This window comes from Acinetobacter schindleri CIP 107287 (assembly GCF_000368625.1).
In the GTDB taxonomy this organism is placed as follows: Bacteria; Pseudomonadota; Gammaproteobacteria; order Pseudomonadales; family Moraxellaceae; genus Acinetobacter; species Acinetobacter schindleri.
This window is the reverse complement of record NZ_KB849574.1, coordinates 195,272-212,054: the sequence shown is the minus strand read 5'-3', so window position 1 is coordinate 212,054 and position 16,783 is coordinate 195,272. Positions and strand designations below refer to the sequence as shown.

The 16,783-nt window shown below is 40.9% G+C and carries 18 protein-coding genes; 10 read left to right on the top strand and 8 right to left on the bottom strand.

Annotation, left to right across the window (positions count from 1 at the left end):
• Positions 1 to 22 precede the first annotated feature (22 nt).
• From F955_RS01210 to F955_RS01180, 7 genes are all read left to right on the top strand, one after another.
• Entirely contained in the window at positions 23 to 1,060 is a 1,038-nt protein-coding gene (locus F955_RS01210; RefSeq protein ID WP_004890222.1) for a branched-chain amino acid ABC transporter permease, read from the top strand.
• Positions 1,057 to 2,859 carry a branched-chain amino acid ABC transporter ATP-binding protein/permease gene (locus tag F955_RS01205; protein WP_004890220.1) on the top strand — a complete coding sequence of 601 codons (1,803 nt, stop codon included), beginning with the start codon at positions 1,057 to 1,059 and terminating at the stop codon, positions 2,857 to 2,859. The genes F955_RS01210 and F955_RS01205 overlap by 4 nt, the downstream gene beginning before the upstream one ends.
• Positions 2,856 to 3,635 carry an ABC transporter ATP-binding protein gene (locus tag F955_RS01200; RefSeq protein ID WP_004890218.1) on the top strand — a complete coding sequence of 260 codons (780 nt, stop codon included), beginning with the start codon at positions 2,856 to 2,858 and terminating at the stop codon, positions 3,633 to 3,635. The genes F955_RS01205 and F955_RS01200 overlap by 4 nt, the downstream gene beginning before the upstream one ends.
• Positions 3,636 to 3,676: 41 nt before the next feature.
• Positions 3,677 to 4,684 carry a ketopantoate reductase family protein gene (locus tag F955_RS01195; protein ID WP_004890215.1) on the top strand — a complete coding sequence of 336 codons (1,008 nt, stop codon included), beginning with the start codon at positions 3,677 to 3,679 and terminating at the stop codon, positions 4,682 to 4,684.
• Positions 4,681 to 5,427, top strand: a complete 747-nt coding sequence (locus F955_RS01190) for a class II aldolase/adducin family protein (protein WP_004890211.1) — start codon at positions 4,681 to 4,683, stop codon at positions 5,425 to 5,427. The genes F955_RS01195 and F955_RS01190 overlap by 4 nt, the downstream gene beginning before the upstream one ends.
• A gap of 20 nt (positions 5,428 to 5,447) precedes the next feature.
• Positions 5,448 to 6,449: a TauD/TfdA family dioxygenase gene (locus F955_RS01185; RefSeq protein WP_004890210.1), complete on the top strand. Its 1,002-nt coding sequence runs from the start codon at positions 5,448 to 5,450 to the stop codon at positions 6,447 to 6,449.
• A gap of 849 nt (positions 6,450 to 7,298) precedes the next feature.
• Positions 7,299 to 8,150, top strand: a complete 852-nt coding sequence (locus F955_RS01180; RefSeq protein WP_004890206.1) for a thymidylate synthase — start codon at positions 7,299 to 7,301, stop codon at positions 8,148 to 8,150.
• 393 nt (positions 8,151 to 8,543) lie between these two features.
• Here the strand turns inward: F955_RS01180 and F955_RS01175 are convergent, their stop codons facing one another.
• Positions 8,544 to 9,035, bottom strand: coding sequence for a lipocalin family protein (locus F955_RS01175; protein ID WP_004890204.1), 492 nt, complete (start codon positions 9,033 to 9,035; stop codon positions 8,544 to 8,546).
• 419 nt (positions 9,036 to 9,454) lie between these two features.
• Between F955_RS01175 and F955_RS01170 the strand changes: the two genes are divergently transcribed.
• A complete protein-coding gene (locus F955_RS01170) occupies positions 9,455 to 10,000 on the top strand; it encodes a CHAP domain-containing protein (protein ID WP_004890200.1) in 546 nt (181 codons plus the stop codon).
• A 33-nt stretch (positions 10,001 to 10,033) separates the two neighbouring features.
• On the opposite strand, the gene F955_RS01165 is transcribed toward F955_RS01170, so the two are convergent.
• From F955_RS01165 to lgt, 3 genes are all read right to left on the bottom strand, one after another.
• Complete coding sequence (locus F955_RS01165) at positions 10,034 to 10,408, bottom strand: hypothetical protein (RefSeq protein WP_004890196.1); 375 nt, start codon at positions 10,406 to 10,408, stop codon at positions 10,034 to 10,036.
• Entirely contained in the window at positions 10,401 to 10,790 is a 390-nt protein-coding gene (locus F955_RS01160) for a hypothetical protein (RefSeq protein ID WP_004890194.1), read from the bottom strand. Before F955_RS01160 ends, F955_RS01165 begins: the two co-directional genes overlap by 8 nt.
• Positions 10,791 to 10,885: 95 nt before the next feature.
• On the bottom strand, positions 10,886 to 11,695 hold the full coding sequence (gene lgt / locus F955_RS01155) for a prolipoprotein diacylglyceryl transferase (RefSeq protein ID WP_004813235.1): 810 nt from the start codon (positions 11,693 to 11,695) through the stop codon (positions 10,886 to 10,888).
• Between the two features lie 94 nt (positions 11,696 to 11,789).
• On the opposite strand from lgt, the gene F955_RS01150 reads away from it, so the two are divergent.
• Both F955_RS01150 and F955_RS01145 read left to right on the top strand, forming a co-directional pair.
• Positions 11,790 to 12,572, top strand: coding sequence for an NRDE family protein (locus F955_RS01150; RefSeq protein ID WP_004890192.1), 783 nt, complete (start codon positions 11,790 to 11,792; stop codon positions 12,570 to 12,572).
• Positions 12,573 to 12,686: 114 nt separating this feature from the next.
• Positions 12,687 to 13,568 (top strand): AEC family transporter, encoded by an 882-nt coding sequence (locus F955_RS01145; RefSeq protein WP_004890190.1) that lies wholly within the window; start codon positions 12,687 to 12,689, stop codon positions 13,566 to 13,568.
• A 102-nt stretch (positions 13,569 to 13,670) separates the two neighbouring features.
• Here F955_RS01145 and rdgB read toward each other — a convergent pair whose 3' ends face one another.
• The 4 genes from rdgB to metX form a co-directional block, all read right to left on the bottom strand.
• Positions 13,671 to 14,297, bottom strand: a complete 627-nt coding sequence (gene rdgB, locus F955_RS01140; protein ID WP_004890188.1) for an RdgB/HAM1 family non-canonical purine NTP pyrophosphatase — start codon at positions 14,295 to 14,297, stop codon at positions 13,671 to 13,673.
• 102 nt (positions 14,298 to 14,399) lie between these two features.
• Positions 14,400 to 14,990, bottom strand: a complete 591-nt coding sequence (locus F955_RS01135; protein WP_004813225.1) for a tetratricopeptide repeat protein — start codon at positions 14,988 to 14,990, stop codon at positions 14,400 to 14,402.
• The gene (metW, locus tag F955_RS01130) at positions 14,987 to 15,580 is read right to left on the bottom strand and encodes a methionine biosynthesis protein MetW (RefSeq protein ID WP_004890183.1); all 594 of its coding nucleotides are present in this window, start codon (positions 15,578 to 15,580) and stop codon (positions 14,987 to 14,989) included. Before metW ends, F955_RS01135 begins: the two co-directional genes overlap by 4 nt.
• On the bottom strand, positions 15,580 to 16,740 hold the full coding sequence (metX, locus tag F955_RS01125; RefSeq protein WP_004890181.1) for a homoserine O-succinyltransferase MetX: 1,161 nt from the start codon (positions 16,738 to 16,740) through the stop codon (positions 15,580 to 15,582). The genes metW and metX overlap by 1 nt, the downstream gene beginning before the upstream one ends.
• Between the last annotated feature and the right edge of the window lie 43 nt (positions 16,741 to 16,783).

Here is a 16,783-nt window from a genome sequence, read left to right as displayed (position 1 = left end):
CAAGAATGGTTAGGAAGATGTTATGGATTTGAATATCGCATTAATTCTTGGACAGGATGGGATAACCAGTGGTGCAATTTATGCATTATTGGCTTTATGCATCATCTTAGTCTTTACAGTCACACGTATTTTATTGATTCCTTTAGGTGAATTTTCAGTTTTTGGCGCATTAACATTAGCTTCGATTCAAGCAGGTCATCCTAGTTTAATCGTTTGGCTAGTTGCTGCGCTATTTTGCATCAATACGGTTTTAGATCTGTATGCAAAATTCAAACATAACGCAACCTTTAATCATAAAGTCACATTATTCAGTGCAATTTACTTCGGGCTCATTATTGCTGCGATGTACAAATTACCTTTAGCTGAACTTTCAATGTGGTGGCAAGTTATATTAACGCTTGCAGTCATTACTCCACTTGGTCCGCAACTTTATCGAACTTTCTTCCAGCCTTTAGTGGCTGCTAAACCATTAGTCCTTTTAATTGTTTCTATTGCTGTTCATGTGGTTTTAGTGGGTATCGGATTACTGATCTTTGGGCCGAATGGCGCTCAAACTCAACCTTTCAGTGATGCAACATTTGAATTGGGTAGCTTGATGGTCAATAGTCAAACACTAGTGATTATTGCAGCATTCTTTATTTTAATTTTTTTATTGTGGTATTTCTTCGAAAAAACCTTATATGGAAAAGCTTTACATGCAACAGCAGTGAATCGTGTCGGTGCTCAGCTTATGGGTATTTCACCAATTTTTGCAGGTAAATTGACTTTTATTCTGGCTGCTTTCATTGGCACCCTTTCGGGCATATTAATCGCGCCTATTACGACGCTTTATTACGATTCAGGTTTCGTGATTAGCCTTAAAGGATTTGTAGGCGCTATTATCGGTGGTTTGATTAGCTTCCCCGTTGCAGCAATAGGTTCTTTAGTTGTCGGACTCATTGAAGCTTTCTCTATGTTTTGGGCAAGTGACTACAAAGAAATTATTGTCTTCACACTCATTATTCCTTTCTTACTCTGGAAATCTTTGACTGCTCGTCACGTCGAGGAGGATGAAGAATGAAATCTAAATATTTATTTTTAGCCTTTGCCTTAGTGGTATTTGTGAGTCCATTTTTTCTACCAACCTATCAAGTGACCTTACTGAATTACATTGGTTTGAATGCGCTGGTTGTATTAGGTCTAGTGCTCCTGACGGGTGTTGGTGGTATGACCAGTTTCGGTCAAGCAGCCCTCGTTGGTATTGGTGCATACGCAACTGCGTATTTAACAGTGACCGAACAGCTTCCTTCGTTTTTGGCGTGGACAGGGGGTAATCCTTGGTTAGGACTCTTGTTAGGTATTGTTATTACGCTGGTATCAGCAGTTCTTGTGGGTGGTCTAACCCTTAAATTATCAGGGCATTATCTACCTTTAGGCACAATCGCTTGGGGCATTTCACTTTATTACTTCTTCTCGACCATTGAATCTTTGGGTGGGCATTCCGGGATTTCAAATATCCCTAGTATCTCTATGGCAGGTTATGCCTTTGATAGCAGCAACAAAATCTATTATCTCATTTGGTTAATTTTGTTCGGCGCAATCATTATTACGAAGAACTTACTTAATTCACGTGAAGGACGTGCGATACGTGCCCTGAAAGGTGGACAGCTCATGGCTGAGTCGATGGGCGTAAATACTTTCCGTTCAAAAATGATGGTATTTATTACGGCATCTTTATTTGCCTCTGTTTCAGGTTGGCTGTATGCCCATACCCAAAGCTTTATTAACCCAACTCCATTTGGATTACAAATGGGTATTGACTACTTATTTATGGCACTTTTAGGTGGTGTGGGAAGTATCTGGGGAGCAATACTGGGTGCGGGTATTTTTACTATGGTTCGTCAATGGCTTCAGGATATTTTGCCAATCATTTTTGGCAGTGAAGGTCATTATGAAACCATTTTCTTTGGTTTGATCATTATTATTCTGATGCAAAAAGCACCTGCTGGTCTTTGGGCATTTATTGTTAAATATACGCCAAGTCGTTTTAAACCAGTTGATATTCATCCGACGATCCAACCCGTCGAAAATACATTGAAAGAAACCGAAATTCCTGCAAAAGGAACAGTGATTCTTGAAGCGAAAAACATTACCAAAAAGTTTGGTGGTCTTGTTGCCAATAACGATATGAATTTAACAATTCATGCCGGTGAAGTACTGGCACTCATTGGTCCGAATGGTGCTGGTAAAAGTACCATGTTTAACCAAATTTCCGGTGTAGATGTTCCAACCAGCGGAGAAGTAATATTCCAGGGTAAAAAAACCAACGGAATAGCTTCTCGTGAAATTGCCAAATTAGGTTTAAGTCGAACTTTCCAACATGTCAAAATTTTGCCTGAAATGACCGTTTTGGAAAATGTCGCGATTGGGGCACATTTGCGTGGTGATAAAGGGGTTTTATCCTCCATGCTTTATCTAGATCGTGAACAAGAAAATATCTTGTTAAACGAAGCTAAAACTCAACTCGAACGTGTTGGTCTAGGTGACTATTTATATGCTGAAGCAGGCAGTTTGGCACTTGGACAACAGCGTATTCTCGAAATTGCACGTGCTTTATGTGCAAGCCCAAGTTTATTACTCCTTGATGAGCCTGCAGCAGGCTTACGTTTTAAGGAAAAACAAGCCTTAGCAGAATTACTTTCCAGATTACGTGAACAAGGTATGGCTATTTTATTGGTTGAACATGACATGGACTTTGTCATGAACCTTGCAGATCGCATTGTCGTGATGGAATTCGGTCAAAAAATTGCTGAAGGCTTACCGGAAGAAATCCAAAAAAATGAGGCTGTTCTAGAAGCATATCTTGGAGGTGTGGCATGACACTCATAAATACAAATCAAAATGATCAAGGTAAATCTTTACTCGAAGTAAAAAACTTGAGTGTTGCCTACGGCAAAGTTGAAGCTTTGATGAATTTTAATATGCGCGTCAATGAAGGTCAGATCGTCTCAGTGGTCGGTCCAAATGGTGCTGGTAAAACCACTCTATTGTCCGCAATCATGGGACTATTAAGTTCTAAAGGACAGGTCGATTTTGATGGGCATATTGAACAAGGGCCACAAGTTGAAACTATGGTGGTCAGAGGTTTAGGCTTAGTTCCAGAGAAACGCGAGCTTTTTGGTTCTATGAGTATCGAAGATAACCTTATGCTTGGCGCGTTCCAGCGTTATCGTCAAGGTGATCGTTCTTTGAAAGATACCTTGGATGAGGTCTATACCATTTTCCCACGTCTCAAAGAGCGTCGCGGACAAGAGGCGGGTACACTTTCAGGCGGTGAGCGACAGATGCTGGCTGTAGGACGTGCATTAATGGCAAAGCCTAAACTCCTGATGTTAGATGAACCGAGTCTGGGCTTAGCACCACTTATTACACGTGAAATCTTTAAAGTGATCGATCAATTACGTGGTCAAGGTGTTTCAATTTTACTGGTTGAACAAAACGCACGTGCAGCCTTAAAACTTGCTGATTATGCCTATGTACTTGAAATGGGCGAGTTGTCTATGCAAGGGAAGGGCAGTGAGCTTGTTGAAGATCCAAGAATCATTGAAAGCTATTTAGGCATTAATAGTAAGCACCAAGATATTCTGGCGGTTTAATCGCAACTGTTGGGTGCAACTCGGCAATAAAGGAGGCGATGATGCAACAATCAGCTAAAAAGATATTGGTTTATGGAGCAGGTGCGATAGGAAGCGTATTGACTGTTCGATTGACCCTGGCTGGCCATCAAGTCAGCGTGATTGCACGTGGGGAAAACTATCATGTGATTTCTCAAGAGGGTATCCATCTTGAAGATCTCACCGGTCATCACCACATCCGACCTTACCGTGTGGTGAGTGATGTGAGTGAACTTGAACCACAGGATTATATTTTTATTGCAACCAAATTTCATGCCTTGGCTGAGATTACACCGCAGTTAAAAGCTTTATTGCATGATGATACGGTGATTGTTCCATTAATGAATGGAATTCCATTCTGGTATTTTTATGGAATAGAGCATTCAAGTGAAAAGACTTATATCAAATCCTTAGATTCCAATGCGCAATTATCAACACAATTTCCTTTGAAGAATTTAATCGGGTCAGTTGTTTTTATTACTGCACAATTATTGCAACCTGGAAAAGTGAAGTCTATTAATCCTTATTTGTTGATTTTTGGTGAACCAGACCATCAACTTAGTAATCGATTAAAACAACTTATTGAACTGTTTGTGGATACCAATATTGAAGCTCGACCAGTTGAAACAATTCGTGATCAAATTTGGACTAAGGTGATGGCTAATCTGAGTTCTAACCCACTTTCAGTAGTAGCCAATACCAGCCTAGACCAAATTTATTCTCATCCATATTTACATCCTATCTCACGTGCTATCACCCAAGAGGTTAGGCAAGTCGCAGCGTGTTATGGCGCCCGTATCACTATTGATCCCACTACTTTTTTGAAACTTGGTACAGAAATGGGCGCAACCTATACGTCCATGTGGTACGACTATCAAAAAAAACATCGGCTGGAATTAGAAAGTATTGCAGACGCAGTTTTTGAACTTGCTGAAGTTTATGGCTGTGAAATGCCCATGACACGCTGTATTTACGACCTTACTCAATTTCTTAGCACACAATCACTTAAGCAAGAAGGAGCTGCATCATGAATTCAACTGTAAATCCTTTAAATGTTTCAGATACTGAATGGCAACTCAGAGTAAAGCTTGCTCATTGTTATCATCTTATTGATTTTTTTGGCTGGACAGAGACGATTTTTAACCACATTTCTGCTCGTCTACCAGGTGATGAACATTATTATTTAGTGAATCCATTTGGTCTCAATTACACAGAAATCACCCCTGAAAATCTATTAAAAGTGGATCTAAAAGGCAATAAAGTAATGCCTTCCGAATATGATGCCAATCCTGCAGGTTTTGCTCTTCATAGTGCGGTTCATGGTGCCCGCGATGATATCCGCTGTGTGATCCATACCCATACAACACCAATTAGTGCGATTACACAAAAAAAGCAGGGCTTTAAATACGATAATTTCTATGGTGCACAGCTATATGGTCGAATTGGATACCACACTTTTGAAGGTATTACGCTTTTCGAAGACGAAAAACAGCGCATGATTGAAAGTTTAGGCGATCATCATATTTTGGTTTTACGTAATCATGGTGTGGCTGTCGGTGAAAGCAGTATTGAAAAAGCATTTTTCTTGCTCTGGACAGTACAGCGTGCAGCGGAAATTCAGTGTCAGGCAGACGCAATGCAAGGAGAAGATGTTCATTTGACTGAAACAGTACAGCAAAAGTGTGCAGACCTCACACAAATGCTGATCAAGGAAAGTAGTTTTGCCGATAAATTTTTCAATGCCATGGTCAGAAAAATGCAAGAAAACCATTAAAGAATAGGGGGAGCGTAACAATGGAATCTAATCTTAATAAAAATATTATTTTGACAACACCAATCCAAGAAAGAACTGCATGGGTTGGAAAAGATCTAATCCATAAAGATGACTGGATTTATCATTTGTCAGCAAATGCAATTCAGGCTTTAGATGAAAATCTAACTTATATAGAATCGGAAAAACTTATGCTAGCACAGATCAATCATGAGCATCTGACCGTAAAAGATCCAGGAATTCTGGCGGAATTTTCCAAATGGTCAGACGAATTAGAAAATGGATATGGATTCTTCCTTTTAAAAGGATTAGATGTTAACCGTTATTCTGAAGATCAAATGGCTACGCTGTATTTTGTGATTGGTTTATATATGGGGCAACCTGTCACACAAAACGCACATGGTGATTTACTTGGCAAGGTTGAAAATGTAGGTGATTTAAAGAATAAGTCAACACGTGTATATGAAACCAATGCCTATCTTCCATATCACACTGATTTGTCCGATGTCGTTGGTCTATTATCGATTCGTAAAGCAAAGCAAGGCGGGCTTAGCAGTCTAGTTAGTGCAGCCACTGTATATAATCAAATTTTGGAAAAATACCCTGAATATCTCGGTTATTACTATCATCCGACCTATTGTGATCATTTAGGTGATCCAGAGCCAAGTTTAACGCCCATTTTTAGCTATTGGGAAGGTAAATTAAGCTGCCGATATATGCGAGCATATATCGAGTTAGGGCATGAGCGTCTCGGCATACCACTTTCTAGTGTACAAAAGCAAGCATTTGATATTTTTGATCATTTTATTAATAATCCTGATCTTCGACTAGACATGATGCTTGAACCAGGAGATATGCAGTTCTGTAACAATTATAGTGTCATGCATTCAAGAACAGCATTTGAAGATTTTGAAGAGCAGAGTCAGCGTAGAAAACTCCTACGTTTATGGTTGAAAATGTCGAATGCACGTGAACTAGCTAAAGATTTTCCTGGTCGAAATGGTATAGCGGCAAAAGTCGCATAGTCTATTCGCAATATGCGGTATTCAAACAAGAAAACAAGCACTGTATTTTTAGCATAGTTTATGAAGAATTCAGCGTAGGATGGCTTATTTTTTACTAGTGGTTAAGTCATCCTTATGCTCTCTTTGTAGATGGATTTCAATACCAAATTATGTACATTTTAATTATTTAAATCATGAATTAAATTAAAAGAAAATCATAATTTTACCTCTAGTTTATTTTTATAGAATAGCGAAATATAAATATGAACTCTCTTTCGTAAATCACTTTTTATGTATAGATTCCGGTGATTAAATTGAATCTCAAACCAAGTCTTTTGCCTCTATTTTGATAACACTCAACAAAGATTTTAGAGGTTTTGTGCTGCCAAATATGTGCTTAATACCTATTCTTCTTTTATTGATTTCTCGATTATAGATTTTGAGGTTAGTAACCAATTTAAAGTTTTTTAGCCTGATAATTTAAATCCATATTAACAATGAGAAAACTTAATGGTTATAGAGCAGTCAGCATTCTACTTTAAGGTTTATAAGAAAGTGTAAGATTAATCAATTCGGAGTCCAAAAGTTACTTGAATTTATTATAAGCATTTGATAATTATATTTTATTTTTTTAAGTGCCTTGTCTGTTGGTATGCTGGTTAATCAAAAATTAGGATAATCACTTATAGATTTGTGAAAAAGGGCTCTTAAACTCTATAATGTGAATTGATTTCGTTGGGGAGAAATTTTTTGTTTAAATGCCACAGAAATTGTGACCTGATGAGAAGTTAATTTAGCTGAGCGAATTTGATAATTACTTAAAATTAGGCAATAGTCAGATTGTTAAGCTATAACAATTAAGGTAGTTAAATGAAGCAATATCTAGATTTGTGTCAACGCATAGTTGATGAAGGCGTATGGGTTGAGAATGAACGAACTGGAAAGCGTTGTTTAACCGTTATTAATGCTGATTTAGAATACAATGTAGGGGCAAATGAGTTCCCTTTAGTGACAACTCGAAAAAGTTATTGGAAGGCAGCTATTGCAGAGTTGCTAGGCTACTTACGTGGGTATGACAATGCTGCTCAATTCAGAGCGATTGGTTGTAATACTTGGAATGCGAATGCTAACGAAAATGCAGCTTGGTTAGCTAACCCCCATCGTAAAGGTGAAGATGATATGGGGCGCGTTTATGGAGTTCAAGGACGTCATTGGCGTAACTCCGAAGGTCAAGAGTTTGACCAACTTCGTAAAATTTACGATGACTTACGTAATGGAATTGATGATCGTGGTGAAATTCTAACTTTTTATAACCCAGGTGAGTTTGATATGGGATGCTTACGCCCATGTATGCATACTCATACCTTTTCTTTAGTAGGGGATACCCTTTATTTAACCTCATCTCAACGTTCATGTGATGTGCCCTTAGGTCAAAACTTTAATCAAATTCAAGTTTTTACTTTACTCGCTCTGATGGCCCAAATCACAGGGCATAAGGCTGGAAAGGCATATCATAAGATAGTAAATGCACATATTTATGAAGATCAATTACAACTCATGCGTGATGTTCAGCTAAAACGTGAACCTTATCCATCGCCTAAGCTTCATATCAATCCTGATATTAAGAGTCTAGAAGATATTGAAACATGGGTGACATTGGATGATTTTGAAGTTGAAGGATATCAATATCATGAACATATCGCGTATCCATTTTCTGTATAGAAACATCTCATCAAAATAAAATGAGAATTGGTAGCAAACACGTTTACTTTGATTCTTGACATATAACTTTAGAAAATCACCTATCTTGATTGAGATTTAACCTCCTAGACAAGATAGGTGATTTTCTGCTATCGATATTATTATGTGAGCTGATTTGAATTAATACCTTTGAGTTCTAATAATTTTTTAACTTCTCAATTTCCTGTTCAGCATTAAAAAGAGACTCCCGATCCGCTTTATATAACATCTCATAATAATCTCAAGGCGCTTTCATCTTAAAATTGCGCTCATCATGACTTTTTCTCAGTTCCACATCGCCGGGAAGGTGACTGGAGGAGAGAGAAAATGCAATAAAAAAGGCATCCATTATCGATGCCTTTTTTATTGCCTGCTTTAAGCTGTTGGCTTGCCGGTATGTACTGTGTCAATCAGATCAGACAAGTCATAACCGAGCGATTGTGCATAAGCCAGATATTCCTGCTTAGTCGCTTCATCAATGGTTGGGGTGCGATGCAACAGCCACAGATACTTCATGCTTGGCTCACCGACCAAAGCCGTTTGATAACTAGCATCCAGCTTTAGTACCCAGTAATCTCCTTTGGTAAATGGCACCCAGCGTAAACCTTCTGGCAGGAAACTGACCTCAAGTTTGGCATTGGCAGCATCTACAATCGTTGCTTCACCAATGGATTCATCCAGCTTGCCATCACCATCCAGACAACGGTTCTGAACACGTACGCTACCACTTTCATTCAGGCTATAAACAGCTGAAATATCAGTGCTGTCTTCAGGTTGATGTTTCATTGGGAGGCGGGCAATTTCATACCAGGTGCCTAAATATTTGGTGAGATCAAAATTTGAAACGGTAGGGATATCATGATTCATTATTTTCTCCGTTTTATTTCAGTTCATTTTTTTTCGCTCAATCAGTCTAAACATGAAGCTGCTAAAGAAAAGATGTAATCATGTAGTGAAATGTTGTGTTTGTTTTCAATGAGATGGGAATGGGTAGAGCATATACAAGAAATGTTAAGTAGGTCGGAATCTAGTCATATTTTTATAATTTATTGCTTAAAAACATGTCGATTAATTAATTTATTATTCAATAAAATTTAATAATAAAAAATTTTGTAAATTAATACATTTAAATAATTCTATGCAGAATAATGGCTTAAATTTAATCAGTTAAATATTGATAAATTTATTTACATTTTGAACGTGAAAAATAACATTAATGGGGCTAGTATTTGGGCCTTTCAAAAGATATGAACGCCTGCTTAAGGGCGAGGAGTACTTGGTTTAATATGATTTATGATCATCAAGTGAATATGAGTGAAGTTCATGCTCCTGTTCAAGCGAACGTCATAATTCGTTCCCAGTCGGGACAAAATTCTAAACGTCAGCCTCAGCGTAACAGCTCTGAATCAGCTCGTAATACAAGTTCTGAATCACGCAAGACTTTTAGTGCGATGAATGGTCAGCGTTTTAATATTGAAAAATTCACCAGTTATCTGCAAGGCATTACCCGTAGTACCAGTACACAGAAATGTGCGCGCAGTATTCGTATCGGCTTGCAATCTTCAGGTGCAAAAATTGTGAATCATCCTGTAGCAGCAGCTGACTGGGGCAGTACCTTACAGAAATTGGGCTACCGCAAAATCAACCTGTCATTTGACCGTCCGAAAAAGGGTGATATCTATATCATTGACCGGACTTCCAAGCATAAGTATGGGCATATTGCAGCATACTCAGGTTCTGCATGGGTATCGGATTTTAGACAGTCAGGTTATGCGGTTTATCGTAATTCTGATGTGAAATACACTTATTACCGCCTGGATTCTCACCTTTAAGTTAGAAGTTAGACTTAGCATTTGCGAAATGGTTCAATCTTCGAAGCGTTTCGCACGATTCCCGTAAATAGACAGGATAAACAGTCCAAGTGCGCTGAAGCCAATGCATTGAATGCCTAAAGCTATCTTGTGCTGTTCAGGCAGATAGCCAAACAGGGTGATCAGGGCAATCAGCGGAATACAGAAAAACAGTCGTGTAAAACCTTCCCGATAGGGATTCTGCTCAGGCAGTTTCAAGGCGACTGTACGTAAACCATGACTAAGCATCCCAACTGCCAGGCTGATGCCGACAAATATTGTATTTAGTTCTGCAAAGGTAGAAGCGTAATAAATCACTGCACAGGTGGCGATACAGACGATCAGCCTGATCTGGCGTGTGCAGCGTTCGGAATACCAGTAATTAAGCATGAGGCGGTGGAGTGTCCGTGTTTTTATGCATTAAAGAGAGTGGCGAAAACAGGCAGATGGCAATCGCCATAAAGCCAATACCTTGTGCACCTGCAACGAGGATCTCGCCATCTTTCATATTCATGAAGACTAATGCCAATAATAGGGCAATTGGAATCCAGGTTAGTATGCGATAGAACAAGCCTGTCGGATTCTTTGCAGCAAAATGAATTTTGCAATAACGGCAGATCAGGAAAATAATTCCAGTACCGGCGAACATCAGAATCGCATCCAGCGGTAAAGGTTCTATCCAGTACAGCACTGCTGTCAGTACGGCAATCACGATAAAAATCAGTAATTTTTTAATGACAGAAATTTGCGGATTAAACCAGTATTCAAGCATGGCAACCGTGAAGATCCAAAAGAGTTGATCTGCACTTTAGCATATTTCAGATATAAAAAAGCGAGGCAGATGCCTCGCAATATGTTCAGGATGTCTTATACGTTTTTCTGTGGACCCCAGTCATAAATTTTTTTCTGGTAGGCATACCACATCATCCATAGGCCAATCAGAATCATTGGCAGGCTGAGGAATTGTCCCTTACTCATCCAGCCAATAAACAATTGACCATTGTCCGGTTCACGGAAAAATTCGACGATAAAACGTGCCAGGCCGTAACCAATCAGGAACAGCGCAGAAACTGCCATACGTGGGCGAGGTTTAGAGCTGAACCACCACAGTACAATAAACAGAATCAGACCTTCACAAAGTGCCTGATACAGTTGTGATGGATGACGAACCAGTTGGAGTGGATCGGTTGGGAAAATCATGCCAAAAGCAAAGTTTGGGTCAGTCACCTGACGACCATACAGTTCCCCGCCGATGAAATTACCAATACGGCCAAACATCAGACCGGTCGGTACACACGGCGCGATAAAGTCCAGAGTCTGGAACCAGGTCATGTTGTATTTTTTACACCAGAGCAGCATCGCCAGGATTACACCTAGGAAACCGCCATGGAAGCTCATGCCACCTGTCCAGATCTGGAACAGCCACAATGGGTCTGCCAGAAACTGGGAAAAACCGTAGAAAAATACATAACCAACACGGCCACCGATAATCACCCCAAGCGCCCCGAAGAAGATTAAATCCGAGACCATATCTGATGTCCAGCCGCGTTGTTTAGCGCGATACGTCGCCAGCCCCCAGGCAAATAAGAATGCCATCAGGTACATCAGTCCATACCAGTGGACCTGCAATGGCCCGAGCGAAATCGCTACAGGATCAATATTGGGATAGTTGAGCATGCATCTTCCTTTGTCTTTCTGTTTTGTCCTGATTTTAGCCTAAACTTGGGAAAAATGTTGTACATTCAATGTGTAAAGATCTAGAGCATCAATTATGTGTATCGTTGCCTTGGCCTGGCGTGTACTGGATGACACGCCACTTTGTCTGATTTCAAACCGGGATGAGTTTTATCAGCGTCCGACAGCCGCCCTACATGCCTGGCAAAATAGCCCAATTATTGCAGGTCAGGATTTGCAGTCTGGTGGTACCTGGATGGGAGTGACTGCTGCGGGCCGTTGGGCAGTCATTACCAATTTTAGAGATGGGCAGGACCAAAAGTCTTATCCGACTTCACGCGGTCATATTCTTCAGGATTTTCTCGAATCTGAATTAACACCAATTCGGTTTGCCCAAGAACTGGAAAAAAAGCAATGTGACTATGCAGGCTTTAACCTGTTTGTCGGTGATCGAGAGCAGGCGGTCTATATGAGCAACCGTGGTGAAGCACCGCAAGTGTTGGCACATGGTGTATATGTGGTATCCAATGGTTTGCTGACTGAACATTGGGAAAAGACCCGTCACTTACGCAAGCGTTTTACCCAGGAATTCCTGCCCATGATGCAGCATCCCGATATACCTGAGTTGGATCTTTATTATGCCGTCTGGGATATTCTGGAAGATGAACGCAAGATCATTCCGGAGTTGTTGCCGAAGACCGGGATTTCACATGAACTGGAACAGTTGTTGTCTTCAACCTTTATTCAAAGTCCGGCTTATGGCACGCGCTGTTCCAATTTCCTGAGAATGAAAACCGATGAGTGGCAGTGGCTGGAAAAATCCCAGCAGGGTGAAACAGCAGGGCAGATCGTTGAACAAGTTATTCCGATTATTAGCTAAATAACAGTATTGGTGATGATATTTATAAAGATATCAGTTTAAACAACACCCTTCTGAGTATATAGAGATATGCTAGGATAAAGCCTATCTACTACTCCTCACTTTATATTCTTTATGGCACTGCTCCTACCACTTATCTCATTTCTGATTGGATTCTGGGGCATCCATTATTTAAAGCCGGTTCGTCCATTTATAGCCGCTTTACTGGCTCGTCTGCTGATCCCGTTGATTATAATTTACAACATGGTGTTCTATAAGCAGGGTAGCTTGTGGCTGATTGGCTTTAGTATCTTTAGCTCGCTGTTTCTGTTCGGCCTGTTCTACTTTTTCTCCAAAGATAAATTACGTGCACTATGTTTTAGTTATTTGAATGGTGTCTGGCTGGGATTTCCTTTTGCCTTGGCGTTATTTGGTCCTGATGCTTTAAATACCATTGTTGCCTTATATATCGGCGGTTCTTTATTTGGAAATGTCAGTGCAGTTGTAGCAGTGAGTGCTGAAAAGCAGACACCGCAATTCATAATTAAAAATATGCTGAAGTCTCCACCGGTGATTGCACTGACGGTTGCAGCAGTTTTATCATCTTGGGATTTTAGTGCTTATGAATCGCATCCAGTGATTCAGTGGGGCTATGCCGCGAACAAGTTTCTGGTGACCTTTGCTGGCATGTGTATTCTAGGCATGTGGCTCCGTCATGTCCGGATTCAGCTGAGTGATTTGACCCGTAGTTTAATCTTGATTAGTGGTCGCTTTATTCTGGCTTTAGGACTGGCAGCAGGTGCTTATTTCTTATTGCCAATTCCGCATCAAATACTAACTTATGCTGTTTTAATGATGTACTTCCTACTTCCACCAGCAGCCAATATTGTGGCACTAGAAACCCATTATCAAGGCACAGGTTATTCAGCGAAATATATTGCTTCAGGAACGATTGCCAGTGCGATCTTGATCGGCGTATATGGAGTGGTGGTGCATGCGTTGGTGCCGGGTTTATAAAAATATCAGAAAAGTCCTTTTCCCCGAGAGAGAATAAGATGCATTTTAAATCCCTCACCCCAGCCCTCTCCCAACGGGAGAGGGAGCCATGAGAGATGAAACTTACTTTTCCAGACTCGCTTTAAATAGCTGCATTGCCTGACCACGGTGACTAATTTTATTTTTCTCTTCCTTGCTCATTTCCGCACTCGCAATACCCAGTTCAGGTAACCAGAACAGCGGATCATAGCCAAAGCCATTTTCACCACGGGCTGCTTCCAAGATCTCACCTTTCCAGATGCCCTGGAAGATTTGTGGTAGAGGGTCTTCGGCATGTTGAACTAAAGCCAGTACACACACAAACATGCCTTCAATCGGTTCACCGTCGTTACGCAGTGGTTTCAGGTCAGCCAGTAATTTTTCATTGTTCGCTGCATCATCACCATGTTCACCCGCATAACGTGCAGAGTAGATCCCAGGCGCACCGCCCAGAACTGGTACACAAATCCCTGAATCATCAGCAATCGCAGGTTTGCCAGAAATACGTGATGCATGACGTGCCTTGATAATGGCATTTTCAACAAAGCTCAAACCATCTTCAATTGCGTCTTCAATATGCAGCTTACCTTGAGGAATAACTTCAACTGGAAGTTTGAGTTCTGCAAACATCTTTTCAAATTCTGCAATCTTGCCCTTGTTATTACTTGCCAGTACCAGTGTGCCTTGGGATAACCAGTCAGTTGAAGCCATATCAATTACTCATCTTTCAAATTACATATATGTAGTGTAGCAACTTGCTACAGTTTTCAGGCCATAAAAAAGCACCCGAAGGTGCTCTTTTGCAGATCCAGCTTATTGTGCCTGAATCCAACGGTCTGCACGATCACGTGCCTGACGGATCTGTTCCTGGGTCAAGTTGGCTGCCAATGCAGTTTTCTTGCCTTCAGATAAAGTAATCACTTTATTGTCCAGCATGCCGTCACGGGTAGAGAGTTCATACCACTGATAAGCACCCATATAGTTTTTCTTTTTCTCTTCCATCATCGCCAGGTTAAAGCTGGCACGATTATCACCACGGCTGGCCGCTTTTTCAAAGTACTGGCGAGCCAGTGTTTCATCTTTCTTGGTGCCAATACCATCTGCCAGCATACGGCCTACATTCAATTGAGCAACTGCCAGACCTTGATCGGCTGCTGCTTTATACCAGGCAAAAGCCTGACGTTCATCTTTCTGAATGTCTTTGCCATACTGGTATTTGGTTGCTAAATAGAATTGTGCACCTGGCTGTCCTGCCTTAGCTGCCTTAATCAGGCTATTAATGTCCATGATGGAATATTGTGCGGCCTGACTTGCGACAGAAGGTGTTGGAGCAACATAGTCTGCATGGGCCTGAAAGCTAAAAAGTCCAGCCAGTAGCGTCGTACTTAGTAATAATTTTTTCATAGAGCGCTCACTCGATAAATTGCGACTTCACCAAACAGATTAGGGAGGTGCTTGCTGAGCATGCTGCCTTGTTGATTCCCATTCACAGCGAGTCGGTTAATAATTTTGATATTATTTTCCGCGCAAAGTGCTTCAAAGTCACGGAAAGTACATAAGTGGATGTTCGGTGTGTTATACCACATATAGGGTAAAGCTTCCGAAACAGGCATTTTCCCTTTTAGTGCCAGGAAAGAACGAGTCTTCCAGTGCGCAAAGTTCGGGAAAGTAATAATCGCCTGTTTACCCACTCGCACCATATCACGCAATAAAACGTCCGGTGCATCTACAGCTTGCAAAGCCTGTGCCATGACAACATAGTCAAAAGACTGGTCTGCAAAACGACTTAATCCCAGATTTAAGTCTTGCTGGATGATATTTAACCCACGACTGACTGCAATTGCAATCTTTTCTTGATCAATTTCTAATCCGTATGCACGAATATTGTGCTTTTTGCTCATATGAGCCAGTAATTCACCGTCACCACAGCCCAAGTCAAGGACGCGTGAACCCGGTTTAATCCAACGTTCTGCCAGTTGTTGATCAATACGCATTACACCGTCTCCTTCGGGGTTGATTTTAACAGTTCTTCACCACCCAGGAAGGCACGCAATGACTTCACATACAGTGGAATTGGGAACAGGAAGGAGTCATGGCCTTGCTCAGCATCAATATCCAGATAGCTGACAGGCTTATTATTGGTAATTAAGGCGTCTACGATTTCAACAGAACGTGAAGGTGAGAACCGCCAGTCAGTTGTAAAAGAGACCACGAGGAATTTACATTTGGTTTGGGCCATTGCCTTTACCAATGATTGTTGGTATTCACGTGAAGGATCAAAGTAATCCAGCGCCTTGGTCATAATCAGGTAAGTATTGGCATCAAAGTTACGGCTAAATTGTTCACCTTGATAGCGCAAATAGCTTTCGACCTGGAACTCCACATCGAAACCATACATAAATTTACCGGATTTTAAATCACGACCAAATTTCTGCTTCATGGCTTCTTCAGACAAGTAGGTGATATGACCGACCATACGTGCCAGAATCAGCCCACGTTTTGGATAACTGTCGTGTTCCAGATAACGGCCATTATGAAAATCCGGATCTGACAGAATTGACTGACGTGCGACTTCATTAAAGGCAATGTTCTGTGCAGATAATTTAGGTGCGCTGGCAATAATCACACATTTTTGCAGACGATCTGGATAATCTACCGACCATTGTAATGCCTGCATACCGCCTAATGAGCCACCGATGACGGAATACCATACATCAATGCCGAGACGGTCAGACAGCATGGCTTGGGTTTTCACCCAGTCACGTACAGTCACTAGAGGAAAATCAGGACCATAAGGGCGGTTGTCATTTTCAGGGTTTGGAGAAGTTGGACCTGTTGAACCATTACAGCCACCAATATTATTCAGGGTAACCACAAAAAAATTATTGGTATCAATTGCCTTGTTTGGACCAATACAGGCATCCCACCAGCCTGGTTTTTTATCATCTTCATGATGATAGCCAGCAGCATGATGATGACCGGAAAGGGCATGACAAATCAGAATGGCATTGGACTTATCGGCATTGAGTTCGCCATAAGTTTCAACCATCAGTTCAAAACGGGGGAGGATGCGACCGCATTCAAGCTCTAACGGCTGTTCGAATTGGAACTTTTGTGGGACAACAAGGCCCACTGAGTCAGCTGGAAAAGACACGGGAATGATTCGCCTTAAATCTTTAGTATGAATAAATAAAAGG